Annotated in this window: 21 protein-coding genes and 4 pseudogenes; 12 read left to right on the plus strand and 13 right to left on the minus strand. The window is 62.0% G+C overall.

The features are described 5' to 3' along the window. Nucleotides 1-75 precede the first annotated feature (75 nt). The 5 genes and pseudogenes from ACIGJC_RS31735 to ACIGJC_RS31755 form a co-directional block, all read left to right on the plus strand. Nucleotides 76-3,102, plus strand: coding sequence for a Tn3 family transposase (locus ACIGJC_RS31735; RefSeq protein ID WP_007181927.1), 3,027 nt, complete (start codon nt 76-78; stop codon nt 3,100-3,102). Further along, nucleotides 3,099-3,461, plus strand: coding sequence for a hypothetical protein (locus ACIGJC_RS31740; protein WP_156903410.1), 363 nt, complete (start codon nt 3,099-3,101; stop codon nt 3,459-3,461). Before ACIGJC_RS31735 ends, ACIGJC_RS31740 begins: the two co-directional genes overlap by 4 nt. Then, nucleotides 3,458-3,721 carry a hypothetical protein gene (locus tag ACIGJC_RS31745; RefSeq protein ID WP_007180432.1) on the plus strand — a complete coding sequence of 88 codons (264 nt, stop codon included), beginning with the start codon at nt 3,458-3,460 and terminating at the stop codon, nt 3,719-3,721. The genes ACIGJC_RS31740 and ACIGJC_RS31745 overlap by 4 nt, the downstream gene beginning before the upstream one ends. Nucleotides 3,722-3,797: 76 nt before the next feature. After that, nucleotides 3,798-4,370 carry a hypothetical protein gene (locus ACIGJC_RS31750; protein ID WP_007180433.1) on the plus strand — a complete coding sequence of 191 codons (573 nt, stop codon included), beginning with the start codon at nt 3,798-3,800 and terminating at the stop codon, nt 4,368-4,370. 541 nt (nt 4,371-4,911) lie between these two features. Further along, nucleotides 4,912-5,111 (plus strand): annotated as a pseudogene (locus tag ACIGJC_RS31755) (IS30 family transposase); the annotation flags it as partial. Between the two features lie 353 nt (nt 5,112-5,464). Here ACIGJC_RS31755 and tfdB read toward each other — a convergent pair. From tfdB to ACIGJC_RS31780, 5 genes are all read right to left on the minus strand, one after another. Further along, nucleotides 5,465-7,261, minus strand: coding sequence for a 2,4-dichlorophenol 6-monooxygenase (gene tfdB / locus ACIGJC_RS31760; RefSeq protein WP_011178382.1), 1,797 nt, complete (start codon nt 7,259-7,261; stop codon nt 5,465-5,467). Between the two features lie 344 nt (nt 7,262-7,605). Then, the gene (locus ACIGJC_RS31765; protein WP_011178383.1) at nt 7,606-8,670 is read right to left on the minus strand and encodes a maleylacetate reductase; all 1,065 of its coding nucleotides are present in this window, start codon (nt 8,668-8,670) and stop codon (nt 7,606-7,608) included. After that, a complete protein-coding gene (locus tag ACIGJC_RS31770) occupies nt 8,667-9,404 on the minus strand; it encodes a dienelactone hydrolase family protein (RefSeq protein ID WP_223995859.1) in 738 nt (245 codons plus the stop codon). The genes ACIGJC_RS31765 and ACIGJC_RS31770 overlap by 4 nt, the downstream gene beginning before the upstream one ends. Before the next feature lie 41 nt (nt 9,405-9,445). Further along, entirely contained in the window at nt 9,446-10,558 is a 1,113-nt protein-coding gene (tfdD, locus tag ACIGJC_RS31775; protein WP_011178385.1) for a chloromuconate cycloisomerase, read from the minus strand. Then, the gene (locus ACIGJC_RS31780) at nt 10,555-11,322 is read right to left on the minus strand and encodes a chlorocatechol 1,2-dioxygenase (protein ID WP_011178386.1); all 768 of its coding nucleotides are present in this window, start codon (nt 11,320-11,322) and stop codon (nt 10,555-10,557) included. Before ACIGJC_RS31780 ends, tfdD begins: the two co-directional genes overlap by 4 nt. 195 nt (nt 11,323-11,517) lie before the next feature. Between ACIGJC_RS31780 and ACIGJC_RS31785 the strand changes: the two are divergent. After that, a pseudogene (locus ACIGJC_RS31785) lies at nt 11,518-12,318 on the plus strand (LysR family transcriptional regulator); the annotation flags it as partial. Between the two features lie 236 nt (nt 12,319-12,554). Then, nucleotides 12,555-13,372 (plus strand): IS5-like element ISJp4 family transposase gene (locus ACIGJC_RS31790; protein ID WP_086004422.1). Its coding sequence is split into 2 segments (ribosomal slippage): nt 12,555-12,903 and nt 12,903-13,372, totalling 819 coding nucleotides; the frame shifts between segments, so codons are not numbered across the junction. Between the two features lie 8 nt (nt 13,373-13,380). Here the strand turns inward: ACIGJC_RS31790 and ACIGJC_RS31795 are convergent. The 6 genes from ACIGJC_RS31795 to ACIGJC_RS31820 form a co-directional block, all read right to left on the minus strand. After that, nucleotides 13,381-14,763 carry an MFS transporter gene (locus ACIGJC_RS31795; RefSeq protein ID WP_011178389.1) on the minus strand — a complete coding sequence of 461 codons (1,383 nt, stop codon included), beginning with the start codon at nt 14,761-14,763 and terminating at the stop codon, nt 13,381-13,383. Between the two features lie 96 nt (nt 14,764-14,859). Continuing rightward, nucleotides 14,860-15,174, minus strand: a complete 315-nt coding sequence (locus ACIGJC_RS31800) for an aromatic-ring hydroxylase C-terminal domain-containing protein (RefSeq protein ID WP_483674388.1) — start codon at nt 15,172-15,174, stop codon at nt 14,860-14,862. Nucleotides 15,175-15,241: 67 nt separating this feature from the next. After that, nucleotides 15,242-16,321 carry a maleylacetate reductase gene (locus ACIGJC_RS31805; RefSeq protein ID WP_011178391.1) on the minus strand — a complete coding sequence of 360 codons (1,080 nt, stop codon included), beginning with the start codon at nt 16,319-16,321 and terminating at the stop codon, nt 15,242-15,244. A gap of 1 nt (nt 16,322) precedes the next feature. After that, nucleotides 16,323-17,030 carry a dienelactone hydrolase family protein gene (locus ACIGJC_RS31810; protein ID WP_011178392.1) on the minus strand — a complete coding sequence of 236 codons (708 nt, stop codon included), beginning with the start codon at nt 17,028-17,030 and terminating at the stop codon, nt 16,323-16,325. 21 nt (nt 17,031-17,051) lie between these two features. Then, on the minus strand, nt 17,052-17,813 hold the full coding sequence (locus ACIGJC_RS31815; RefSeq protein ID WP_011178393.1) for a chlorocatechol 1,2-dioxygenase: 762 nt from the start codon (nt 17,811-17,813) through the stop codon (nt 17,052-17,054). Between the two features lie 44 nt (nt 17,814-17,857). After that, nucleotides 17,858-19,060, minus strand: coding sequence for a muconate cycloisomerase family protein (locus ACIGJC_RS31820; RefSeq protein WP_011178394.1), 1,203 nt, complete (start codon nt 19,058-19,060; stop codon nt 17,858-17,860). A gap of 111 nt (nt 19,061-19,171) precedes the next feature. Here ACIGJC_RS31820 and ACIGJC_RS31825 point away from each other — a divergent pair, with 111 nt between their 5' ends. From ACIGJC_RS31825 to ACIGJC_RS31835, 3 genes and pseudogenes are all read left to right on the plus strand, one after another. Continuing rightward, nucleotides 19,172-20,059 (plus strand): LysR substrate-binding domain-containing protein, encoded by an 888-nt coding sequence (locus tag ACIGJC_RS31825; protein WP_011178398.1) that lies wholly within the window; start codon nt 19,172-19,174, stop codon nt 20,057-20,059. After that, nucleotides 20,028-20,654: pseudogene (locus ACIGJC_RS31830) on the plus strand (helix-turn-helix domain-containing protein); the annotation flags it as partial. The gene ACIGJC_RS31825 and the pseudogene ACIGJC_RS31830, both read left to right, overlap by 32 nt. Beyond that, the gene (locus ACIGJC_RS31835; RefSeq protein WP_227978825.1) at nt 20,631-21,419 is read left to right on the plus strand and encodes an enoyl-CoA hydratase/isomerase family protein; all 789 of its coding nucleotides are present in this window, start codon (nt 20,631-20,633) and stop codon (nt 21,417-21,419) included. The pseudogene ACIGJC_RS31830 and the gene ACIGJC_RS31835, both read left to right, overlap by 24 nt. A gap of 27 nt (nt 21,420-21,446) precedes the next feature. On the opposite strand, the gene ACIGJC_RS31840 is transcribed toward ACIGJC_RS31835, so the two are convergent. Next, on the minus strand, nt 21,447-22,286 hold the full coding sequence (locus ACIGJC_RS31840) for an IclR family transcriptional regulator (protein WP_011178397.1): 840 nt from the start codon (nt 22,284-22,286) through the stop codon (nt 21,447-21,449). A 184-nt stretch (nt 22,287-22,470) separates the two neighbouring features. After that, nucleotides 22,471-23,358 carry a LysR substrate-binding domain-containing protein gene (locus ACIGJC_RS31845; protein ID WP_011178398.1) on the minus strand — a complete coding sequence of 296 codons (888 nt, stop codon included), beginning with the start codon at nt 23,356-23,358 and terminating at the stop codon, nt 22,471-22,473. Between the two features lie 205 nt (nt 23,359-23,563). Here ACIGJC_RS31845 and tfdA point away from each other — a divergent pair, with 205 nt between their 5' ends. Next, complete coding sequence (tfdA, locus tag ACIGJC_RS31850) at nt 23,564-24,427, plus strand: alpha-ketoglutarate-dependent 2,4-dichlorophenoxyacetate dioxygenase (RefSeq protein WP_011178399.1); 864 nt, start codon at nt 23,564-23,566, stop codon at nt 24,425-24,427. 42 nt (nt 24,428-24,469) lie between these two features. Next, a pseudogene (locus ACIGJC_RS31855) lies at nt 24,470-25,171 on the plus strand (AMP-binding protein); the annotation flags it as partial. Between the last annotated feature and the right edge of the window lie 349 nt (nt 25,172-25,520).

Genomic DNA, 25,520 nt, shown 5'->3' on the forward strand with positions numbered 1-25,520 from the left:
TCAATATTTCTGTCGTACCCCATGTCGTGATATCACAAAATTGAAGGATCTGACGTTGCGTGGAGAGGATGGTCGATGATCAACAAGAATAAGCTGCTCAGCGTCTTTTCCGACGCCGAACAGGAAGCCCTGTATGGCCTGCCTGATTTCGACGATGCGCAGCGGCTGGAATACCTGGCATTGACCGAATCCGAACTGGCGCTCGCCAGTAGCCGGCCCTCCATACCCGCGCAGGTCTATTGCATCTTGCAGATTGGCTACTTCAAGTCCAAGCACGCCTTCTTCCGCTTCGATTGGGACGAGGTTGAGGACGATTACGATTTCGTGTTGAGCCGCTATTTCCACGGCGAGCCGTTCGAACGCAAGCCGATCACCCGGCACGAGTACTACGCCCAGCGCGAACAGATCGCTGAACTGTACGGCTATCGACCGTGGGTGGCCGCCTTCCTGCCGCAACTCATGCAGCAGGCCGCGCAGATCGTACGTCGCGACGTGACACCGGGATTCGTCGCCGCCGAGCTCATCGTGTGGCTCAATGAGCACAAGATGATCCGGCCCGGCTACACGACCTTGCAAGAGCTAGTCAGCGAAGCCCTGTCCGTCGAACGTCGGCGGCTGGGCGACCTGCTCACCGGCGTATTGGACGAATTGACCCAAACCGCGCTAGACCAACTTCTGGTGCGCGATGATACTCTGTCGAAACTGGCGGCGCTGAAACAGGATGCCAAGAATTTCGGCTGGCGTCAGATGGTCCGCGAACGCGAAAAGCGCGGCACGCTGCAGCCGTTGCACGAAATCGCCAGGACGCTGCTGCCCCGGCTGGATATCTCGCAGCAGAACGTGCTGTACTACGCAAGCCTGGCGAACTTCTATACCGTCCACGACCTGCGCAACCTGAAGGCGGATCAGGCGCAGCTCTACCTGCTGTGTTACGCCTGGGTGCGCTTCCGACAGCTCACCGACAACCTGGTCGATGCGATGGCCTTCCACATGAAGCAGCTCGAGGAAGAAAGCAGCGCGGGCGCGAAACAGTCACTCATCGCCGAGCAAGTAAAACGCCATCGGGAAACGCCGCAGATCGGCCGCCTGTTGTCGCTCTATGTGGACGACAGCGTAGCCGATCCGACGCCGTTCGGCGAGGTGCGTCAGCGCGCCTATAAAATCATGGCCAAAGATGTGCTACAAAACACGGCGCAACGCATGACGGTCAAGCCGCTGAGTCAACTGGCACTACACTGGTTGGCGGTGGACGGCCTAGCCAAACGTATTCGCCGTCACCTGCGCCCCTTGTACGTCGAGCTCGACTTCGTCGGCACCTCCCCAGACAACCCGTGGCTCGCGGCGCTGGCTTGGGTCAAGGGGGCCTTCGCCAAACAGCAGCGCCTGTCACAACGACCGCTCGCCGAATGTCCCGCGGCCACGCTGCCGAAGCGCCTGCGACCGTACCTGCTGATCTTCGGCGCTGATGGTCAGCCGACCGGTTTGCACGCCGATCGCTACGAATTCTGGTTGTACCGCCAGATCCGGAAGCGCTTCCAGTCGGGAGAGATCTATCTCGACGACAGTCTGCAACATCGTCACTTCTCCGACGAGCTTGTTTCGATGAACGAGAAGGCCGACGCGCTGGCGCAGATGGAGATCCCGTTCCTGCAGCAGCCAATCGATGCCCAACTCGATGCGTTAGCGGCCGAGTTGCATGCACAATGGCTGGCCTTCAACCGAGAGCTGAAACAGGGCAAGCTTACGCACCTGGAATACGACAAGGATACGCAGAAGCTGATTTGGCGCAAACCGAAAACCGAGAACCAGAAGGTGCGTGAGCAGGCATTCTACGAGCAACTGCCATTCTGCGATGTTGCCGACGTGTTCCGCTTCGTCAACGGCCAGTGCCAGTTCCTGTCGGCGCTGACGCCATTGCAGCCGCGCTACGCGAAGAAGGTAGCGGACGCCGATAGCCTGATGGCGGTTATCATCGCTCAGGCAATGAACCATGGCAACCATGTCATGGCGCGCACCAGCGACATTCCGTACCACGTTCTGGATAGCACCTACCAGCAGTATCTGCGTCAGGCGACGCTGCATGCGGCCAACGACTGCATCAGCAACGCCATCGCCGCGCTGCCGATCTTCCCGTACTACTCGTTCGATCTCGATGCGCTGTACAGCGCCGTCGATGGGCAGAAATTCGGCGTCGAGCGACCGACCGTGAAGGCGCGTTACTCGCGCAAATACTTCGGACGAGGCAAAGGCGTCGTCGCCTACACGCTGCTGTGCAATCATGTCCCGTTGAACGGCTACCTAATCGGCGCGCACGAGTACGAGGCGCATCACGTGTTCGACATCTGGTATCGCAACACGTCGGATATAGTGCCGACTGCGATCACCGGCGACATGCACAGCATCAACAAAGCCAACTTCGCTATCCTGTATTGGTTCGGGTTGCGCTTCGAGCCTCGCTTCACAAACCTCGATGACCAGTTGCAGGAATTGTATTGTATCGACGACCCGGCGCTGTACGAGAAATGCCTGATTCAGCCGATCGGACAAATCGATCGGCAGCTCATCACCAGTGAGAAGACAAATATCGATCAGATCGTCGCCACGCTGGGCCTCAAAGAGATCACGCAGGGCTCGCTGATCCGCAAACTATGTACGTACTCGCAGGAAAACCCGACACGTCGCGCGATTTTTGAGTTCGATAAGCTCATTCGTACCATCTACACGTTGCGTTACCTGCGCGACCCGCAGCTCGAGCGAAACGTGCATCGCTCCCAAAACCGCCTCGAGTCTTACCATCAGCTTCGTTCGACCATCGCCCAGGTCGGCGGCAAGAAGGAATTGACCGGCCGCACCGACATCGAAATCGAGATCAGCAACCAGTGCGCCCGGCTGATCGCCAACGTCATCATTTTTTACAACTCGGCGATTCTGTCGCATCTACTGACGAAATGGGAGGCCAGTGGCAACGCCAAGGCGCTGGCGCGGCTTACGCAGATATCACCGGCAGCCTGGCGGCATATCCTTTTGAACGGGCACTACACTTTTCAAAGCGACAACAAAATCGACCTGGACGCGCTCATTGCAGGGCTCGAATTGGAGTGATCGAATTTTCGGCGGTTCTGGCTTGGAATCCCTTATTCCTGTTACGGTGGAATACGATGCCACAACCAGGTAATCCTTTACCCCCAGCCGTGGTCAACACCTGGCGACTGAGCGTCGGCACGTCGCTGTTCGTGATCGATATCCTGGCCGACGGCAGCTGGCGACCGGCGTATATTGCGCCAAAGCGGCTGGGTGGCTGGACGATGGATGTGTTGCCGAACATGCCGCCGACGTTAGTCGATATCGCTCCCTCGGTACGCACCTGGGCGCGACAGTACGGCGCGAATGTAACGAACCGGCGCACGCCGGCGCGCCGGTTTCCCGCGCAAACCGCTTCTTCGAACAGGACGCCAGAATGAACATGCTGAAACGTCGTCTCGATGCGACAGACGAAAAGCTGCAGGAGCTGAAAACAGCCCGCAAAGCGGCAGCTAAGGCGCAGCGCCAGCAGGTCAAGCAAACGCGCGCGGATCGCGAGCGAAAGATCATGCTGGCCGGCGAGGCGTTGCTGCGGCGTGTCGATCGCGGCGAGTGGGATGAAGCCGATTTCCGCGCGATGATGGACGATTATCTGTCGCGGCCCGCCGATCGCGCGCTGTTCGAGCTCGACGATGTATAGCCTTTGATGTTCGACGTCGACGCACCGCACAGCCAGGTCGGCAAATGTTGATTTGATTCACGATGAAGGATGCCCGATGCTGCCAACGCTCCGCATGAACCGGAATTTTGTCGAGGCCTTGCTGGCCGAGCGCGCGCCCTGCTTTGCGATGGGACTCGTGGCCGAGGGCCAGACGCACTATGCTTGCCTGGCACTGCGGCCGGTGGATGACATTCCGAACGACGTAACACGCAGCGGTTTCAACTTTGGCCACTCGATACGCGGCACCGACGACTTCGAGGTCGTACACTTCGGCTTAGAGTTTTACGGCTACCGCATCTTCAATGCGCTGATCAATCCGAGCAACTTCATCGCCAGGACAATCCTGTCGCACATGGTCGACACGAAGGCGTTTTTCTTCTTCGCGGTCAACCCGTCAGGCGGTGTGACGGTGTTCAAGTCCGGCATCGGTGAATGCAGCCTGGACAGCATCGAGTCTAATCTCGAGCGGATACTGCGCTCGAGCACGTCCGATGCTCAGTACGACGCGGCGCTGACAACGTTCAGCGACCATCCAGATCCGGTCGGGCCGATGCTGCACTGGGTTTGCCGGGACTGCGAAGATTGTCTCGACCTGTCCCACAATGTAATCGAACTGGGCCCCGCGTAACGGTCCTGATGGTCCGTGTGACCGAGACCGTCATGTCACTCACCGGACGTCGCTCCAACATTCTTCGGCTGGAATAAGCCGATTAATGTTCACAATGTGGAACGACGGAATTTTCTGGGGTTCCGGCGTAGATCCCCATCCTTTTGATGCGGAATCTGGCGCTTTCATCCCGCCGCGTCCGTGAGGCCCAGACGCATCCGATAGTCCCCGAGCAACTGCTGCTCGTCGAACTGCGCTGTGAGCTTCGTCAGATCGGCGGTCAGCGATTCACGTGCTTCGCGCAGCCGCGTCAGTTCAGTCGCCTCAGTCCTCGCGGTGTTAGCAGCGCATCGTGCTCGGCCTTGGTGCGTGCGTGGTCGGCGAGCGACTGGTTCAACGTATTCTGTAACTACTTGCTGTGCGCTTGCAGCTCGCGTAGATGCCTTGTCGCGACGCCGGCTTCGGCGACGAGCCGCGCGCTTTCTCTGTTCAACTGGGTTATTTCATTTTGCTTGACGATCAGCGTTTGGTTCACCTGGCGCAGTTCAGCCTGCAGTTACTGAACCCCCAGCATCCTTGGCAGCGCGGGTCGAATGAAAATGCGAACGGGCTATCGAGACATCCCCAACGGCACCTACATTTCGGTGTACCAATTGGCTACTCAATACCGTGGCGAGGCGGCTGGATGGGCGACCGAGGAAAACCCTGAACCACGGAACGCCCGCCGAACGATTTCAGCAAACTGTTGCATCCACCGGTTGAATCCGCACGAGCAAGCGGTCATTCAAATGACAGTAATGTAGATCGTGTCGTCGACATTGCAATCAAGCGCTCTTTTTTCAACGTTGGCTGCACCGGCCCGTCGTCTGCTCACGTGCTTAATAGCATCATCAGCAAGGCGGTCGACACCGGTACGAACTTCCCAAATTAGATGATCTGCAGTTACGTCCGGTCCAGAAAACACGTCACGTCGTTGCGCACCGCCTTGCCTTAATCGCGCGACAACCTTCCCGCGTCGCCACACGCCATCTCACGCTGCGCAAGATCACGCTTCCCCTCCCGCAACCCGAGGTGAGCGCTTCCGTCTCACCTCGAATAGATCGCGACGCCACTCCTTATATAGCTCGAGACGTAACGCGCAGCGCGCTCGACCTCTCTGACTGGCGTCCGAGGATCCGCCTCATGGCGGACACGAGGTCGCCTGCCGCATCGGCCGGCAAGGACGTCGCCCGATAGGCGACGTGGAAATCCGGCCGCACCAGGATGGCGCCGGTGTCGATGATCTCGGAAATTCTCGCGAAGTCGCCGTAATGATCCTCGTAGGCCTGGCCAGGCCCAATGATGCGCACCGTCACTGCCACCCCGAGTTGCCGGCTCACGGCCGCCGCGGCATCCTGCCAGGCTGCGCCGCCAATCCCGGTAAAGAGAGTGAAGTTGCCCTTCCCGCAGAGATCCTTTGTTGAGATACGGTGTCCATCACCACTCGCATAGACCCAGACATGCGGCATGGGCGCTCCAGGCCGCGTCGACGCCTGGTGATAGAGCTCGACGTCGCGGAAGACTTCGTCCGGCGAATTGTCTGCCACGATCGCGGGACTGTCGTAACGCTGATTCATTTCGACGCCGTGGGCGTTGTAAACGTAATTGGTCCCGGCGATGGCCTCGCGTAACCGCGTGCGCTGCGCTTGCGCCTCGGGCCCAGGTTCCTTGCGGCGAGCCATGTTGCTCTTCATCTCGTCGGCGCTCTTGGCCTGCGGCAACCCCAGAGCCATCGCGATCGGCGGGAAATCCTCAAGCGACTTGTTCGCCCTGCAGACCACCTGCTTCGCGATCGGCGCCCGCTCGATCGTGTAGGTGTCCAGCAGGCTCTCGTCGGCCGTGCCGTTCAGCACCATGGCGATCTTCCAGGCGAGATTGAAGCTGTCCTGGATGGAGGTGTTTGAGCCGAGTCCGTTGGTCGGCGGATGCCGGTGGACCGCGTCGCCGGCGCAGAAGACCCGTCCTTGCTGCAACCGGGTCGCGTACATGTCGTTGACCGTCCAGGTCGAGATGCCCTCAATTTTCAGCGGCACGCTGTCATCGCCGATCAGATTGTGGACGATGCGGCGGGCGAAGGATTCCGAGATCTCCGGCGGGCCCTGCTCGACGTCGTACCCCCAGATCGCCAGCCATTTGTTCCACGGCCGGACCATGCGCACCACGCCGATGCCGAGACCGCCGATATCGGAGCCGGGCTGGATGACCCAGTAAAGGACCGATGGACGATGCGCGACGTAGCGGTCGAGATCAGCCTCGAACAGCAAGTTGATGGAACCGGACTTGCCCATGGTACCTTCGAGCGGCAGGTCCAGGTCTGACACGACGCGGCTGTTGGCGCCGTCGGCGCCGATCAGATATTTCGACCGGACGGTAAACTCTTCGCCATTCAGACGATCGCGCAAGCGCGACGACACGCCGTCAGCATCCTGTTCGTGTCCAAGATACTCTGTGTCGAAGCGCACCTTGCAGCCGTCGAGTGCGGCCGACTTGACGAGAATCGGCTCGAGATAGTTCTGTGGCAGGTCGCACATGGAGGTCGGCGAACATTCGTCGTAATCGGCGCGCCGGCGAACATCCGTCCCCCAGGTGCGAATCCGACCGAACTCCTCGCCGGCCAACGAGGCGCAGATGGTGTTCTCGCCCATTAGGTCATTCGGCGCGGCGTAGAGGCGGGCTTCAGCTTCGAGACCGAGATCACGCAGGATCTCCATTGTGCGTTGGTTGGTGATGTGGGCACGCGGCGTCGGAGCCGTCCAGTTGTACTTGTTAATGAGCATCGTCCTGACACCGTATCGCGCAAGCAGTGCCCCCGCCGAAGCGCCCGCCGGCCCGGTGCCAACGACCAGCACGTCGGTTTCGATCGTCAATGCCATGTCTTCCTCCGTCAATTGTTATGTCTCTCTCTTTGTGAGAAGAAACAGGGATTGTTCATCTCGCGTTCGGCCAAGTCGATTTTTTAAACTTCACCGTCTTTAACGCGCGATGAATAGTAAGGCTGAAGAGCCTTTGTTGCGCGCAAAGTAAAAATGAGCCACTTCGCGCAAAGAAAATCCGAGCCACCTCCAGTACAGTCGGCCTTTTTCGCGCGAAGGCTGGCGATGCTCCACAAGGAACAGTGGATGCAAATTCATGTGCTTCGCTTTAGCTTGAAGACCCGATGTCGACTTTGGAACGGGCTCTTCACCGCTACCGTACTAAACGCGGAGTGCAGGTCACATTATTTGAAATCCGGTCTTCGCCCACGAAACGCATTGACTAACAATGTTTCCAATGCGTCCGATTCCAGCGGACGCGGATTCGGATATTGGTCCCTTAGCGCGAGGTCGCGTACCCTCGGAATATCTTCAGGCCGCATACCGATTTCGGCGAGACTGAGTGGTGCTCCAGCATTTCTGGCGAGATCATATAGCGCGCTCGGGACGTCACTACTGCCGGCGACTTCCTGAAGCAGTCGCTCAGCTGGCGCGGCGTACGGCAGATTGTATGCCAGTGCGTGTGGTAGTACGATTGCATGTGTCTCCGCGTGGGGAAGATTAAGGGTTCCCCCAAGCGTGTGGCAGAGTTTGTGATGTAGCCCCATGCCCAAGTGGCACAGTGCAGTGCCACACATCCATGCCCCAAAAAGGGCATCCGTACGCGCTTCGGCGTCAGTCGGCTTTGCCACCAGGCGCGGGATTGCATCGAACAAGGCGCATATGCCCTGCTTACACATGGTCTCGAGAACGGGATTGAGGTCGGCCGAGTACAGACCTTCTGCGGCGTGAGCGATCGCATTCAAGGCGCTCGTCACCGAGATAGCAAGCGGCAAATCGACCGTGAGCAATGGATCATAAATCACGGTCTTCGGTAGCACCTTGGGGTCGCGGCCGGTCCTCTTCATTCCGCCTTCCGTGACACCCCAAATGGTAGTCATTTCACTACCGGCATAGGTCGTTGGTATAACCAGACTTGGGACGTCAAGGTTCATCGAAAGGATTTTTGCGAGTCCGGTGGTCGATCCTCCCCCGATCGCGATGATTGAGTCGGCGTCAGTATCGTTAAAAGCCCGCTCGGCTTTCTGGATGACGTCGACGGGAACATGCATCGTCGCGCCATCGAAATATCCAGCTACCCTGTCACCTATCGGACGGACGATATCCTTCGCTAACTCGCGTTGTTCCGGGCTGCTTAATACCAAGGGCCGGCGTGCGCCAAGGCGTCCTATTTCATCTGGCAATGCAGAAGCAGTGCCCGCCCCGAAGACGACCCTCGGGCTCAGGTAGTCAAGCGTGAACTTCTTCATGAAGGGTCCTTCAACATTGCAAGCAGTTCGAGCGTCCGAGCATTGGCCACAGTTGTCGCCGCCTGATCGAAATTTGGGCTGGATGACCGTGCAAATGAATGCCCCACTGGATACCAGTGCAGACTCAGATTTTTGTTTCGACCGAAATGCTCTTCGAGAATGCTACGGGCCTCTTCTGTGACATAGTGATCTTTGGTACCCATGTGGAACATCGCCGGTCGTGTAATAGCTGGCACCAGTGAGACCTTTTTTTCAAGTCCCACGCCGTAATAGCCGATTGAGCAATCGGCCAATGATCGCGCCGCCACATCAAACGCCAGCGCACCTCCCAGGCAGTACCCGACTACAGCGACACGACCGTTCGAGAAAGGGAGCGCACGAGCGTATTCAATGGCGCATGAAAGGTCATTGACTCCTGCCTCCATGTCAAAGTCGCGAAACAACGCAAGCGCCTGTTCCCGTTCCGATGGTACGTTTGCATCAAGCTCGATATTCGGCGCCTGTCTCCAGTACAGATCCGGACACACGCAACCAAAGCCCGCACCAACGAGCCATTCCACGGTTTCTCTTATGAAAGGCGTGATCCCGAAAATCTCCTGCGCGATCACGACGATGGGTGCGGAGTCCGTCGTCGGCTTTCCGAGGTAGGCACCAAAGCGACCACCCGAGCGCGACGTGATCTCAACGCCGTCTGATAACATATTTAGTCTCCAGTTACACATGCGCAGTTGCATTCGAGGCGATCCACAGCCGCGGCCTGCGCTGCGCGTTTTGCCTAGCTGACGCGTGCGTATTGGCGCACCTTGTCCTCGTCAAGCGTCATGCCGTGACCTACGCCAGTGGGAACCTGCAGTTCGTAATCCCGGATCTCGAGTGGCTCGTGGCTCAGCGTGTCTGCCAACACGAAGGGACCGATCAGTTCGCAACCGAACGGAAGCGATGGAACCGTAGAATAGAGCTGAAGTGCAACCGATGTGCCGATCGTCGAGTCAAGCATTGTTCCGCCATACGATGCAATCCCGCTTGCTTCCGCGACCGCTGCTATCTTTTGCGTCGCCGAGACCCCTCCCATGTTGCAAAGCTTCAGCGAAAAGACATCCACACTTCGGTCGCGCGCGAGATCGAATGCCGAGGCCAACGTACTCAGGCTCTCATCGGCCATGATGGCCACGCGGTTGTTGTCGGAGAGCCGCCTCAACGCTTGCGTATTTTCGCGGCCGACCGGCTGTTCGATGAGTTCCACGCCAAGCGCCTCCAGTTCAGGAATGTAGACGGACGCCACTTGCTCGTCCCAAGCCTGATTCACGTCAACGCGAAGGTAGGCCTTCGATCCGAGACTATTTGACAAAGCCTCCATATGGATGAGATCGTCTTGGGGCGACCGGAAGCCAAGCTTGACTTTGAAGCGATTGTGTCGTCGTCTTTCAATCATCTCGACGGCAGAATCGAGATCGCGTTTCGTATCTCCGCTCGCCAATGTCCAGGCAATCGGAATCGCACTGCGCAACGGCCCGCCAAGTAACTCGGCGATCGATACGCCTAACGCTCGAGCTTTGAGATCCAGTAACGCCATCTCGACCGCAGCCTTTGCAGAGGCGTTTCCGGTGACGGCACGCGCCATGGTTTGCAGTGCACCTGAAACGTTGAACGCATCAGTTCCGAGGAGGTGGGGCGCGAGATACCGTTCCACGATGATCTTGATCGTCTCCGCACACTCTGCGCTCCAGACGGGACCACCAACGCTTCCACCCTCGCCGACACCAACGAGCCCCTCCGAATACACCCGGACGATAACGTAGCTCTGCTGGTGCACGGTAGTGATCGACATCTGGATCGGCCGCTTGGTCGGCACATCCACGATCACTGCTTCAATCGCGTCAATCTTCACGGGTTTGCCCCCGCCTGCGCACGCGCGGGCTCGATAACGAAGTTGATGTTCATCAGGCGGACACCCTCTTCCACAATATCGGGAGTAATCAGACTAGACTGGACGCCGTTGCAACAGTCGTCCGTGATCCAATCTCCACCTTCGAAGTAGTACTGCGTGGTCAACGTTTCATATCCCGGCGCCTTCACCTTGAAATGTACATGAGCGGGACGCCACGAGTGACCACCCATGGTTTCGAGCAATGCGCCCGTGGGACCCTGATCCGGGATCTGATACGGCACCGGCATCGTTGTGCGCACGCGGAAGCTGCCATCGGTGCCCACCCTGAGCTTCCCTCGATAAAAATCAGTCGGGATGTCGTCATGGAAACCGCTGTACTTCCCATCGGGCGTCGAATGCCAGACATCAATCGTCACGTCCTCGACAACGCTCCCGTCGACCGCTTTGACCGTTCCCTGGATAAGCAAAGGCTTGTGGTCGTCCGTGTCGTAAGTCTTGAGCCGGTCATCGACCAGAGGGGCGTCGTCGCGATAGTAGGGTCCCTCGATAGCAGGCGTTGAACCTTCGCTAATACGAGCCTTCGTCGCAGCCACGGTGCTATTGAAAAAAACATCGCAAAGAAGAGCGGTTTCACGCTGTTCGGCTACTTGCATGAGGTAATGAACCGCAGTTCGGTATTCCGCCTCAGTAACCTCCTTCTGGTCGAGCACCCGCTGTACCGCCGCGACGATCGCATCGACAACATCCTTGACTCTTTTGTTCACTTTGCCTCCGTCATGAAAACATGAACACGTGGGCGACAATTGCCCCGCACAGTCATAATAGAGACGGCAATCCCATACCGTCCAATACCTTTTCTCCGCCTAGACCATACGGTTTCGGTATGTCTTTCCCTAGTTGCGAGACCGCAGGTGCTTGCTCACAATCGCCTTGTAACAGGCAGCGCAACGGGACGGAACATGGAAATAAGACAGTTGAAATACTTCGTCGCGGTCGCGGAGGCGGGAGGTTTCGGAACAGCGGCACAGAGGATGCACATATCGCAGCCACCGCTTACTCGTCAGATCCAGGCCTTGGAACGCGATATTGGGGCAAAGCTTTTCGAGCGGACGGCACGGGGCGTCGAACTCACCGCCGCCGGAAAGGTGTTTCTTGATGACGCGCGTCAGTTGCTCGCGCTTGTGCAGCGGTCTTCGCGGCGATCGCAAGCTGCCGCTAGAGGCGAATCGGGTGAGCTGAAGCTCGTCTACTTTGGGACTCCTGTCTTTGAGACGGTTCCGGCGTTCGTCAGAACGTTCCTCGCAACGTATCCCGACGCCACCGTCGCCGTGTCTCACATGACCAAGGAAGCTCAGCTCGAGTCTCTTCTTTCAGGGGTGGTGGACATCGGATTCGGGCGCTTCTATCCGGTGACCGAAGGCGTGTCGAGTTGGAACATTGGGACGGAGACGCTTCACGTCGCCGCTGCCGATCCGTGGGACACACGCGTTTCCCGTGCCCGTGCAGTTGTAGACCTACTCGATGTGCCCCTCATTCTTTATCCACGCGGCGACCGACCAAGTTTCGCCGACAAGGTAGTTTCCATATTTAGAACGGAAGGAGTGGAGCCAAAAATCGCAGCCGAGGTCGAAGATGTCACTACAGCCCTTGCACTGACTGCCGCCGGAATAGGCGCTACATTGGTGCCAGCTTCCGTCGCACATGTTCGATGGCCAGGCGTGACATTCCTTGAGCTTGAGCCACAGAAGCTCTCAGTTCCGGTCAGCTGCGTGTTCCGCACAGACCGTAGGGGCCCCATAGTTGACTCAGCGTTACAGGTCGTTGCCTCCCTTACTAAGAGACTGTTTCAAAAAGACGGCTCAGCGCGCCTGAAGATGTTCCAGCAGACGAGAGAGCAGCCGAGTTTTAGAGACCGTTTCAAAAAGAGCCCCGGGGGGCTGTTAACCTTTTCGGCAAGCTGTTAACCTTGGCCATCTGAACAACTGGAACCGAGGGGATGAGCGCGCCGATCATTGATGATGAACTGTGGGCACTGATCGAACCTTTGCTGCCGCCGCCGAAACCGCGACGCAAGAAATATCCAGGGCGGCTCCCGGTTTCGAACCGGGCTGCACTGAACGGCATCCTGTTCGTGTTCAAGACTGGCATACGCTGGTGCGACCTGTCGACCAAGTTGGGATTCGGGTCGGGGCCGACCTGCTGGAGGCGCTTGCGCGATTGGCAGAAGGCCGGCGTTTGGAAGCGATTGCACGAGCTACTGCTGGCGAAGTTACGCGAGGCCGGCGAACTCGACTTCTCCCGAGCAGCCGTCGATTCATCGTCTGTGCGAGCCGTTGGGGCGGGCGAAAAACTGGTCCGAACCCCACGGATCGCTCGCGACCAGGTTCCAAGCATCACATCCTCGTCGACGCAAATGGCGTCCCCATCAGCGCAATCCTGACCGGGGCGAACCGCAACGACGTCACCCAACTGCTGCCGCTCGTCGACGCGATCCCGCCAATTCGCGGCGTGCGCGGTCGCCCGCTTCAAAAGCCCAAAGTCATCTACGCAGACCGTGGCTACGACTCCGAGCCGCATCGTCAGCGGCTTCGCGAGCGCGGCATCAAACCGGTGCTCGCCAAGCGCCGGACAGAACACGGCAGTGGCTTGGGCAAATTCCGCTGGGTTGTCGAACGTACTCACGCGTGGCTTCACAACTTTCGTCGTCTTCGCATTCGCTTCGAACGTCGAGCCGACATTCACGAAGCGTTCCTAAAACTCGGCTGCTCTCTCGTCTGCTGGAACATCTTCAGGCGCGCTGAGCCGTCTTTTTGAAACAGTCTCTAACTGACAAGGGGATCGGCAACATGCCCTGCGGTGGTCGCGTGCGCGAGGTCCGAAGCCTTCTGAAGCCGGCCGAGCAGAACGACACCGGCACCGGCAATCAGCAGCGGCGCGGCGGCAGCCATGAAGAGCGTGCCGATCGAGGCGTTGGCCGCGATCAGGATGCCGGCGATGGCCGGGCCGATGATCGATCCGAGCTTGCCGATGGATATCGCCCAGCCCACGCCGTTGGCCCGATTGGCATTGGCGTAGAACAGGCCCATGGACCCCATCAGGCCGACATGGCCGCCGAGTACGAAGAAGCCGACGATGAAGAGCATCGACAGAAAACCCGTGTCGGAGAACGCCATCGATCCGACCGCGACGACGAAGACCGCCGCGACCAGCGGAACCGCGCCCATCGCACCGACCCCGAACCTGTCGATGAGCCGGCTGGCGAACAGGCCGCCGAATGCGCCGCCCGCCGAGAAGAGCGTCAGGCCGATCGCGGCCAGGGTGGCGGGCCTGCCGGTTCCGACCGTGAGGACCGGTATCCAACTCGCCAGGAAAAAGACCGTGACGGAGTTGGCGATAAACGCAAGCCAGAGGACCGGCGTGATCCTGGACAGGCGGCCGCGAAAGAGCGCTTTCACCGACTCTTTCCACCCGCCCACCTTGGCTCGGGCTTCTTCGGCCTCGAGAACGAACCGGGTCTGGGCGTTCGCCTGCGCGGAAGGGTCGATGGCATTGACGATCCGCGCGATCGTGTCGCCGCCTCGGCCCGCAAGCACCAGGTACTTGATGGACTCCGGCAGCGCGATGGCCAGAATCGGCAGCAGCACCAGCGGCGCCAATCCACCGATGTAGAACAGGACCTGCCAGCCGAAGACAGGCACGAGCCAGGCCGCGAAGAGACCACCGACGCTGATCCCGATGACGTAGCCGATCATCACGACGCCGACGACGCTGGCGTGGAAGCGCTTGGGCACGTACTCGACGTTGAGCGCGAAGCATATCGGGGTGATGCCGCCGATGCCCAGTCCCGCAAAGAAGCGGAGTGCGGCCAGCTCGGTGACGTTGGTCGCCAGCACCGCAGCCAGCGTGAACGCGCTGAAGATGAAAGTGCCGAGCAGAAGCGCGGGACGACGGCCGATCCGGTCCGCCAGATACCCGAACAGGAAGCCGCCGAGCATCACGCCCAGCAGTCCGGCGCTGAAGATGAAGCCGAAGGACGCTTTCTCGATGCCCCAGCTGGCAATGATCGTGGGCGACGCGAACGCGATCGCCTGCAGATCGTAGCCGTCGCACAGCATGATCAGGAACGACAGGACGAGCAGCGTGCCGACCGTGCGGTTCGGCGACTGCTTCTCGATGACGTCGGTGATGTCGATGGTGGTGTTCATATGTCTCCTTCGGGCGATGGTGATCGGCGTTTTGCGGGCGTGCACGTGCCGGCGTGCCGCCGCCTGGCCACGCTTGCCGATCGGGTTTTTCTGGAGTCAGTGCGCGCAGAGCGCCCGTGCGAGCGCCGCGCGAAGCGGGTCGCTCGCGCTCTTTTCCCACTGCATCGCTCGCCAGCAGATGATGTTGTCGGGGCGCACGAGCAATGCGCCGCTCTCCTCGATCTCGCGAACACGGGCGAAATCGCCGTACAGGTCCTCGAGTTCCTGGCCGGGGCCGATGATGTGCACGTCCAGGCCGATGCCGAGCGACTCCGCGGCATGGCTCGCGGCCTCGAGCCAGGGCGATCCCCCGGCGGGACCGGTGCCGACGACGAGAACGTCGGTTTCGACGGTGTTGGCTTTTTCGTTCATGAAGTCTCCTTATCGATAGGTCGGGTCGCTCGCATCGTCGACGCGAGAGGTCCATGGGATGTCCGGTTCACGCCGGCATTTCTCCGGTGAAAGCGGCTCGCAGCAGGCGAGCGATGTCTTCGCGGCTCGCCTGGCGTGGATTCGCATAGGCATCGGCGAGCGCGTGTTCCGCGGCGTCGTAGATGCCTTGCGCCGGCATGCCGATGGCCGCCAGCGATCTTTCCGTGCAAGTGAATCGCAGCAATGCATGCAAGGCCGCGCCGGCGCCGCCGGGCCCCGGCGCGCCGAGTGCGGCCGCGACGCGTCCGAGTTCCGCGGGCGCAGCCACCTCGTTGAAGGCCGCCACGTGAGGCAACAACACGGCGTGCATCGGCGCATGCGGCAGGTTGAATCGCCCCCCGAGCACATGGCAGAGCTTGTGGTGCAGGCCCATCGAGACCATGCCCAGTACCGTTCCCGCGAGCCAGGCGGCATAGAGCGTGCGCGTGCGCGCATCGAGATCGCCGGGCGAGTCGACGGCGACGGGCAGTCCCTGCGCCATCGCGCGAATGCTTTCTTCGGCCAGCAGCATGGTGATCGGGTTGCGGTCCGGGGCGTACATCGACTCCACGGCGTGCGCGATCGCGTTCATGCCGCTCGGGCCGGTGACCTCCGGCGGCAAGGAGGTCAGGTGATGCGGGTCGTAGAGGACGGTGCTGGGCAGCACGCGAGGATCCCGGCCCGTGCGCTTCGCGCCATCGGCGGTCAAGCCCCAGATGGGCGTCATCTCCGAACCCGCATAGGTCGTCGGCAAGGCGACGAAGCGCATTCCGTGATGAAGCGCGAGCGCCTTGGCCAGTCCGATGGTCGAGCCGCCGCCGACCGCCACGAGCAGGTCCGCGTCGGCGTCCCGGGCCGCTTGCGCGGCGCGCGTGACCGACGCCTCGGGCACGTGCATGACGGCGCCGTCATGGAAGCCCGCGCCCAGGTCGCCGAGATCGCCGAGCACCCGCTGCGCCAGATCGCGCTGGTCCGGCGTGCAGAGCACCAGTGCGCGTCGTGCACCCAGGCGCTTGACCTCCGCGGGGATCCGTTCGGTCGATCCAGCGCCGAAGACGACCCTGACCGGCCAGAAGTGCGCAACGAATTCATTCAGATCGCCGGTCACTTCAGCCCCCCAACAAGGTCGTCGTACCGATGCGCAGTCCGCGCTTCGCCACGGCCGCGCGCGCCGTGTCCGGCGATTCGAGATCTGCCAGGAAGCCGTGGCCGGCACCGTTCATGATGTGCAGGTCGATCGCATCGTTGGCGCGGGCTTGTGCTTGCAACCGCTGCAGGTTCTGTGTACCCAGCAGCGCATCGTCGTCTCCCACGATGACCGTATGCCGCGAACGAAGCGCCGGCAGATAGTCGAACGGAACGTCCAGCGGGTCGCGGTTCTCGAGCCCCTGCGGAAACGGGTAATAAGCGACGAGCCGCGACACGACCTGCTGTCGCGCCAGTTCGAACACGAAGAGGCCACCGAGACAGAAGCCGACCACGCCCTCGATGCGCTGGCCGTCAATGAAGTCGATCAATTCCTCGACGTAGGCACGATCCGCCAGTCGGTGACGTCGCTGGAAGGCCGCTTCCCGCGTCACTGTGGCCAATTCGCCGAACGCCGCAAAGGGATCGACCAGGAGCACCTCGCCGGCGCCTTGCTCTGCCAGGTACGCGGCATAGCCACGGTAGAAGGCATTGCAGCCATAGATGTCCGGCAGCACGAGAAGGCGCGGTCCCCTTGTCGCGCCGGCGTAGCACAAGGCGCAGATTGCACCGTCGATGCTCCCCGTGGATGCGGTCCGCGGGAACAACGCGGGGGCGGTGTCGTGGCACATGGGTGGCTGGCCTTCGCCGTCTCAGGCGCGGGACTTCTCGATGACGAAGTCCAGTGCCATCGCCTGCATGCCTTGCTCCATGGCTGCCGGCATCACGAGTTCGGGCTTGACGCCGTTGCAGCAGTCGCTGTCGACCCACTCGCCGCCTTCGAAGTAGTACTGCGTCGTCAGTGCCTCGAAGCCGTCCTTGCGGACCTTGAAGTGAACGTGCGCAGGGCGCCAGGTGTGGCTTCCCATCATGGTGAGCAGGGCGCCGGTCGGCCCCTTGTTCGGGATCTGATAGGGCGCCGGCAACGTGGTCTGCACGCGCCACCGGCCTTGCGCGTCCGTGCGGACCTTGCCCCGGTAGTAGTCGACCGGCATGTCGCCGTGGTAGCCGCCGAATCCGCTGTAGCGGCCGTCCGGCGTCGAGTGCCAGATGTCGATGACCGCATCGGTCACGACGCGCCCGGCTTCGTCCTTCACGCTTCCATGCAGAAGCAGCGGCTTGTGGTCGTCGCTGTCGTAGGTCTTGAGCTTGCCGTCGACGAAGGGCGCTTCCTCCTTGAAGTACGGCCCCTGGATGGCGGGCGCCGATCCGCGCGTGGCGGCGGCCTTGATCTCGACGATCGTGCTGTTGAGGAAGACATCGCAGAGCAGGCCCATTTCCTTGGCCTCGGCGACCTGCATCATGTACATCACCCCCGCTCGATACTCTGCTTCGGTCACTTCTTGCTGGACCAGGACCTTGCGCACGGCATCGAGCATGGCGGTGGCGATCTCATGGACGCGGGGATTTGTCATGGTGCTTTCTCTTCAAAAAAGATGAATCGGGTGGATGTGGCGCGTCAGGCGCTGTGACGATCGATGCGCTGGGACGAAGCACGCGCGAAGCGCCGCACCTGGTTCTCGTCGAGTCGGATTCCGAGGCCCGGGCCTTCGGGGAGCCACAGGGCATGTTCCTTGTAGACCGCGGGGACTTCGCACAGGTCCTCCTCGATCAGCAAGGGCCCGATGACTTCGCCCCCGTAGGGCAGCGACTCGATCGATGCAGCCAGTTGCATGTTGGCGGCCGTGCCTATCGAGGTCTCCAGAAAGGTGCCCATGTACACGTGCATGCCTCCGGCATTGGCGATGTCGGCCATCGCGCGTGCAGGGCGCATCCCGCCGGTCTTCATGATCTTCAGCGATACCAGACCGGCCGCGGCCCGCTTCACGACCTCGCTCGCGTCGTGCAGGGATTGCACACCCTCGTCGATCAGCAGCATGCTTCGCGCTTGCCGGTGGATGCGGGCCATCGCATCGAGATTCCAGCGGGCGACGGGCTGCTCGATGATTTCCACGCCGGCCGCCTCCAGGGGCGCCAGTGCCCGCATCGTGGTCGGCTCGTCCCACGCTTCGTTGGGATCGACGCGCAGGCTCGCCTTGCCCTCGAGTTCCTTCGCGATCGCCAATGCACGCCGCAGGTCTTGCGCCAGCGGCAGCGCGCCCATCTTCAGTTTGAAGGCCCCGGCCTTGCCTGCCTCCAGCATGCGGAACGCCTCGTCGACCTCCTGGTTCACGTCGCCCGTGGCGAGCGGCCATGCGACGCTGAGCCGGTCGCGAAAGCGTCCTCCCAGCAAGACGTGGATCGGGGCATCGACGATCTTGCCGACCGCGTCCAGCAGTGCCATCTCGATGCCGGCCTTGGCGAAGGCATTGCCGGCCACGCGGCCATGGAGCTTCGCCATGATGCGCGACGCATCGAGCGCCGGTTCGCCGACGACGAGAGGCGCCAGGTAGTGGTTGATCGTGGCTTGAATGGCTTCGACGCTGTCGCCGCTCCACCAGGGACCGCAGGGCGTGATGGACTCACCGATCCCGACGATGCCGCCCTTCGTATGGAGACGGATGAGCACGCTGCTCTGATGCTTGGCGCCCAGGCGGGCGAACTGCTGGATGCGGCGCAGCGGCAGATCGACGATCACCGTTTCGATCGCTTCGATCTGCGCCGCCTTGCGATCGGCGTCGCCGCCGTTGGGGCTGTCGGCAATGGCTTTTTCTGTGAGCATGGCGGTAGTCTAGAAATGCCGGGCCATATGGTCTAATACCTTCCATCAGCGCGAGCGATACGGGATCGGTATGGCTCTCCGGCAGCCGGAGCCAGCCACCAGGAGTGAAGAATGGAGTTTCGACAGCTTCGCTATTTCGTTGCTGCCGCGGAGGAGGGCAACGTCGGTGCCGCCGCGCGGCGGCTGCATATTTCCCAGCCCCCGGTCACGCGACAGATTCACGCGCTCGAACAGCATCTGGGCGTGTTGTTGTTCGAGCGCAGCGCGCGCGGCGTGCAGCTCACGCCCGCCGGGGCCGCGTTTCTCGAAGATGCACGGCGCATGCTCGAACTGGGTCGGACTTCCGTGGACCGGTCCCGCGCCGCCAGCCGGGGCGAGATCGGCCAACTCGATATCGGCTACCTCGGCACGGCGATCTACCAGACCGTCCCGGCATTGCTCCATGCGTTCACGCAGGCGGTCCCGGGGGCGACGCTGTCTCTGGCCCTGATGCCCAAGGTGCGGCAGATCGAGGCCCTGCGTGCCGGCACCATCCATCTCGGTGTCGGCCGCTTCTACCCCCAGGAGCCTGGAATCACGGTGGAGCACCTGCACTACGAACGGCTGTATATCGCAGCGGGTTCGAGCATTGCGCGCCAGCTGAGACAGGATCCGACGCTGCTGCGGCTCAAGAGCGAGTCCCTCGTTCTTTTCCCCAAGGAGGGGAGGCCGAGTTTCGCTGACGAAGTGATCGCCTTGATGCGCCGGGCCGGGGTCGAGCCGCGCGTGACGGCGATTGTCGAAGATGTCAACGCGGCCCTCGGGCTCGTCGCGGCCGGCGCCGGCGTCACGCTGGTCCCGGCCTCGGTGGCCGCGATTCGGCGGCCCTTCGTCCGGACGATGGAGATGGCCGATGCGAGCGCCAAGGTGCCGGTCAGCCTGACTTACCTGACCGACTCTCGCGTACCCGTGCTTCGCGCATTTCTCGATGTCGCAAGACGCGGGAAAGGACAGAAATAGCGCGGCTGGCTACGTGTACGATTTCGTGTTCGAACGCGAACTCCGTCAAGCAACTCGACCATCCATCGCCGCCGTCAGGCGCCAGCGCGAAGACGACTACCATCGAGATAGATCACCCGCCGCGTGGCGCCCGCAACGGGCCTCCTCGAAGGCGAATGCAACCCCGCTCCCCTCAGCACGGCACATGGCCACCCAAGATCGAACCCAGGCGGCACGCAAGAAGACATCGGGCCCGGCCGCGGCCAAACCCGCCAGCGAATCGACGCTGTACGTGCAATCGGTCGAGAAGGCGATGAAGGTGCTGATGGCCTTCGACGGCTCCAAGCGCCAGCTTTCGCTGTCCGAGATCTGCACGCTCACGCAGCTCGACCTGAGCGCCGGGCAGCGCTTCACTTTCACGCTCACGGCGCTCGGCTACCTCAACAAGGAATCGGAAAGCCGCAAGTACGAGCTCTCGCCGCGGCTGCTCGACTTCACCTACCATTACCTGGCGTCGAGCGACGTGGTGAACCGCGCCACGCCCTTTCTGCAGCAGCTCAGCCAGATGACGGAGGAGGTCTGCAACCTCACCGTGCTCGACGGGCCGGACATCCTCATCGATCAGCGCGGCGACGGCACCGCGATCGTCACCATCGACCGCCCGCAGCGGCGCAATGCCTGCGACTTCGACGCCTGGACCGACCTGAAGGCCGCCTTCGAGCGCTTCGCGCAGGACCGCTCGGTCCGGCTCGTGGTGCTCACCGGCAGCGGCGGCCACTTCTGCGCCGGCGACGACATCGTCGCCTTCGCGGCGGCCAAGGCCGATCCCGCGCACGCCGAGGTCTACCGCCAGCGCATCCAGGAGGCCTATGCCGCGGTACAGAGCGCCCCGCTGCCGGTGATCGCGGCCATCAGCGGCGTCTGTGCCGGCGGCGGCTGCAGCCTGGCCATGTGCTGCGACTTCCGCGTGGCCGACGCGACGGCGCGCGTCGGCGTGCCGGTCGCGAAGCTGGGCCTGGTCTATCCGACCATCCAGCTGCAGCGCCTGGCCTGGCTGATCGGCGCTTCCAACGCGCGGCGCTGGCTCTACAGCGGCCAGATGTTCGGCATCGACGAGATCGGCCGCACCGGCTTCGCCGACGCGGTGGCCGAGGGCGATGTCGTCGAGGCGGCCTTGCGCTTCGGCGCACCGATGACCGCCGCCGCGCCCTTGTCGATCGCCGGTTCGAAGGCGCAGTTGAATGCGGTGCTCGCCGGCCAGGTCGCGCAACGGCGGGCCGAGCTCGACGCCATGGTGGCGCGGGCCGACGACAGCGAGGACTTCCGCGAAGCACGCGCGGCCTTCGCAGAGAAGCGCACGCCGCATTTCAAGGGCCGCTGAATCGCAGGCCCCGCCCGGGCCTCGCTGCTAGGCGACGTGCCGCCGAGGCGCCGACACGGCGAAGGCCGTGCTGCGCACCAGGTCGGCGAAGCGCTGCTCGTCGCGCGCCGGTTCCCAGCGTGCACGCGACACCGCGACGTTGATCGCGCCGATGCCGCGCCCGCGCGCATCGGTGATCGGCGCGGCCGTGGAGATGTCGGAGAGAAAGTACTCGTCCTCGGTGCGCACGAAGCCGCGCGCGTGCGCGACGGCCACGCGCTCCTTGATCTTGCGGCGGTCGACGATGGTCCTGGGCGTGTGCCTGACCAGCGTGCTGGCGTCGAGCAGCGCATCGACTTCGGCCTCGGGCAGCGTCGACAGCAGCGCCAGCCCCGGCGCGGTGCAGTAGGCCGGCAGGCGGGTACCGACGATCACGTTGGGATGCAGCACGTTGCGGCTCACGATGCGCTGCACGAAGACGATGTCCGGCCCGTCGAGCACGGTGAGGTTGCAGACCTCCTCCGTCATCTGGCTGAGCTGCTGCAGAAAGGGCGTGGCGCGGTTCACCACGTCGCTCGACGCCAGGTAATGGTAGGTGAAGTCGAGCAGCCGCGGCGAGAGCTCGTACTTGCGGCTTTCCGATTCCTTGTTGAGGTAGCCGAGCGCCGTGAGCGTGAAAGTGAAGCGCTGCCCGGCGCTCAGGTCGAGCTGCGTGAGCGTGCAGATCTCGGACAGCGAAAGCTGGCGCTTGGAGCCGTCGAAGGCCATCAGCACCTTCATCGCCTTCTCGACCGATTGCACGTACAGCGTCGATTCGCTGGCGGGTTTGGCCGCGGCCGGGCCCGATGTCTTCTTGCGTGCCGCCTGGGTTCGATCTTGGGTGGCCATGTGCCGTGCTGAGGGGAGCGGGGTTGCATTCGCCTTCGAGGAGGCCCGTTGCGGGCGCCACGCGGCGGGTGATCTATCTCGATGGTAGTCGTCTTCGCGCTGGCGCCTGACGGCGGCGATGGATGGTCGAGTTGCTTGACGGAGTTCGCGTTCGAACACGAAATCGTACACGTAGCCAGCCGCGCTATTTCTGTCCTTTCCCGCGTCTTGCGACATCGAGAAATGCGCGAAGCACGGGTACGCGAGAGTCGGTCAGGTAAGTCAGGCTGACCGGCACCTTGGCGCTCGCATCGGCCATCTCCATCGTCCGGACGAAGGGCCGCCGAATCGCGGCCACCGAGGCCGGGACCAGCGTGACGCCGGCGCCGGCCGCGACGAGCCCGAGGGCCGCGTTGACATCTTCGACAATCGCCGTCACGCGCGGCTCGACCCCGGCCCGGCGCATCAAGGCGATCACTTCGTCAGCGAAACTCGGCCTCCCCTCCTTGGGGAAAAGAACGAGGGACTCGCTCTTGAGCCGCAGCAGCGTCGGATCCTGTCTCAGCTGGCGCGCAATGCTCGAACCCGCTGCGATATACAGCCGTTCGTAGTGCAGGTGCTCCACCGTGATTCCAGGCTCCTGGGGGTAGAAGCGGCCGACACCGAGATGGATGGTGCCGGCACGCAGGGCCTCGATCTGCCGCACCTTGGGCATCAGGGCCAGAGACAGCGTCGCCCCCGGGACCGCCTGCGTGAACGCATGGAGCAATGCCGGGACGGTCTGGTAGATCGCCGTGCCGAGGTAGCCGATATCGAGTTGGCCGATCTCGCCCCGGCTGGCGGCGCGGGACCGGTCCACGGAAGTCCGACCCAGTTCGAGCATGCGCCGTGCATCTTCGAGAAACGCGGCCCCGGCGGGCGTGAGCTGCACGCCGCGCGCGCTGCGCTCGAACAACAACACGCCCAGATGCTGTTCGAGCGCGTGAATCTGTCGCGTGACCGGGGGCTGGGAAATATGCAGCCGCCGCGCGGCGGCACCGACGTTGCCCTCCTCCGCGGCAGCAACGAAATAGCGAAGCTGTCGAAACTCCATTCTTCACTCCTGGTGGCTGGCTCCGGCTGCCGGAGAGCCATACCGATCCCGTATCGCTCGCGCTGATGGAAGGTATTAGACCATATGGCCCGGCATTTCTAGACTACCGCCATGATAAAACTCGGCTGCTCTCTCGTCTGCTGGAACATCTTCAGGCGCGCTGAGCCGTCTTTTTGAAACAGTCTCTTAGAAAAGGAGCAAAAAAGTGAGCGTCGTCGCAAATCCCCTTCATCCTCTTTTCGCCGCAGGGGTCGAAGACATCGACCTTCGAGAGGCCTTGGGTTCGACCGAGGTCCGAGAGATCGAACGGCTAATGGACGAGAAGTCGGTGCTGGTGTTCCGGGGGCAGCCCCTGAGTCAGGATCAGCAGATCGCCTTCGCGCGCAATTTCGGGCCACTCGAAGGCGGTTTCATCAAGGTCAATCAAAGACCTTCGAGATTCAAGTACGCGGAGTTGGCGGACATCTCGAACGTCAGTCTCGACGGCAAGGTCGCGCAACGCGATGCGCGCGAGGTGGTCGGGAACTTCGCGAACCAGCTCTGGCACAGCGACAGCTCCTTTCAGCAACCTGCTGCCCGCTACTCGATGCTCTCCGCGGTGGTGGTTCCGCCGTCGGGCGGCGACACCGAGTTCTGCGACATGCGTGCGGCATACGACGCGCTGCCTCGGGACCTCCAATCCGAGTTGGAAGGGCTGCGTGCCGAGCACTACGCACTGAACTCCCGCTTCCTGCTCGGCGACACCGACTATTCGGAAGCGCAACGCAATGCCATGCCGCCGGTCAACTGGCCGCTGGTTCGAACCCACGCCGGCTCCGGGCGCAAGTTTCTCTTCATCGGCGCGCACGCGAGCCACGTCGAAGGCCTTCCGGTGGCCGAAGGCCGGATGCTGCTTGCGGAGCTTCTCGAGCACGCGACACAGCGGGAATTCGTGTACCGGCATCGCTGGAACGTGGGAGATCTGGTGATGTGGGACAACCGCTGCGTTCTTCACCGCGGACGCAGGTACGACATCTCGGCCAGGCGTGAGCTGCGCCGGGCGACCACCCTGGACGATGCCGTCGTCTAGCGCACGCCATGGCGCACGCCCTTTTCGCGAAGGCCCCACAAGATGTACGCAACCCTGATCAGCGGCAGCCGTAGCCTGGACGGCGACACCTTGGCGCAGCGCGTCCTTCGAGCGGCGGGCGGCCTGGCGGCATGGGGATTGAGGCCCGGTGATGTCGTCGCCATCCTCATGCGCAATGACTTTCCGGTGCTCGAAATGACGCTGGCCGCGAACCGCGCCGGCATCGTTGCGGTGCCTTTGAACTGGCATGCGAACCGGGACGAGATCGCCTTCATCCTCGAGGACTGCAAAGCGCGTGTGCTCGTCGCGCACACCGATCTGCTCAAGGGCGTTGCATCCGCGGTGCCCGAGGCCTGCAAGGTGCTGGAAGCCGCGTCGCCGCCCGAGATCCGGCAGGCCTATCGGCTGTCCGATGCGTCGTGCACGGCGAACCCGGGCACGGTCGACTATGAAGGCTGGCTCCAGGCATCGGAGCCTTCGACGGCCTTGCCGGTCGCGGCGCCGGCCAGTCTGCTCTATACCTCCGGCACGACGGGCCGCCCGAAGGGCGTGCAGCGCGCCAACGGCACGCCCGAGCTCGCGGCGAAGTTCGGCCTGAGGGTTCGTCTGGCGCACGGGCAAGAGATTCGGCCGATCCGGGCCGTGCTGACGGGGCCGCTCTACCACTCGGCACCCTATGTCTATGCGCTCAACAGCTTGCGCTTCGGCGAAGTCCTGGTGCTTCAGCCGCGCTTCGACGCGGATGATCTTCTCGACCTGGTCGAGCGCCATCGCCTGAGCCACATGCATGTGGTGCCCACGATGTCCACCGGAACTGATCGGGAAGATTGCGCCCACCAGGCTGGAGAGCATCAACTTGCGGGGTGTGTTTCGCTTCCCGGTTGACCGCTATGCTGACCAAATCCTGCCTTCGCGGCCAAATGCATCGATAACTGGCACCAATGGATGAAACCGACCACGGTTTGACGCCACGAATCGCAGATTTGAAAGTGAACAGGAAAGTCAATGAAATCAACGATCTACCAACACCACCTCCGCGCCAGTGCTAGCTTTTCGTACCGTCACTTATTGCACTGAAAACGAGGAGACCCCG

It is taken from the genome of Cupriavidus sp. C3SS-1 (assembly GCF_057073755.1).

Coding starts and splice junctions, on each gene's coding strand:
- ACIGJC_RS31735 (WP_007181927.1), top strand. CDS start 76: ATGATCAACAAGAATAAGCTGCTCAGCGTCTTTTCCGACGCCGAACAG.
- ACIGJC_RS31745 (WP_007180432.1), top strand. CDS start 3,458: ATGAACATGCTGAAACGTCGTCTCGATGCGACAGACGAAAAGCTGCAG.
- ACIGJC_RS31750 (WP_007180433.1), top strand. CDS start 3,798: ATGCTGCCAACGCTCCGCATGAACCGGAATTTTGTCGAGGCCTTGCTG.
- tfdB (WP_011178382.1), bottom strand. CDS start 7,261: ATGGCATTGACGATCGAAACCGACGTGCTGGTCGTTGGCACCGGGCCG.
- ACIGJC_RS31765 (WP_011178383.1), bottom strand. CDS start 8,670: ATGAAGAAGTTCACGCTTGACTACCTGAGCCCGAGGGTCGTCTTCGGG.
- ACIGJC_RS31770 (WP_223995859.1), bottom strand. CDS start 9,404: ATGCAACTGCGCATGTGTAACTGGAGACTAAATATGTTATCAGACGGC.
- ACIGJC_RS31795 (WP_011178389.1), bottom strand. CDS start 14,763: ATGAACACCACCATCGACATCACCGACGTCATCGAGAAGCAGTCGCCG.
- ACIGJC_RS31800 (WP_483674388.1), bottom strand. CDS start 15,174: ATGAACGAAAAAGCCAACACCGTCGAAACCGACGTTCTCGTCGTCGGC.
- ACIGJC_RS31810 (WP_011178392.1), bottom strand. CDS start 17,030: ATGTGCCACGACACCGCCCCCGCGTTGTTCCCGCGGACCGCATCCACG.
- ACIGJC_RS31815 (WP_011178393.1), bottom strand. CDS start 17,813: ATGACAAATCCCCGCGTCCATGAGATCGCCACCGCCATGCTCGATGCC.
- ACIGJC_RS31820 (WP_011178394.1), bottom strand. CDS start 19,060: ATGCTCACAGAAAAAGCCATTGCCGACAGCCCCAACGGCGGCGACGCC.
- ACIGJC_RS31825 (WP_011178398.1), top strand. CDS start 19,172: ATGGAGTTTCGACAGCTTCGCTATTTCGTTGCTGCCGCGGAGGAGGGC.
- ACIGJC_RS31840 (WP_011178397.1), bottom strand. CDS start 22,286: ATGGCCACCCAAGATCGAACCCAGGCGGCACGCAAGAAGACATCGGGC.
- ACIGJC_RS31845 (WP_011178398.1), bottom strand. CDS start 23,358: ATGGAGTTTCGACAGCTTCGCTATTTCGTTGCTGCCGCGGAGGAGGGC.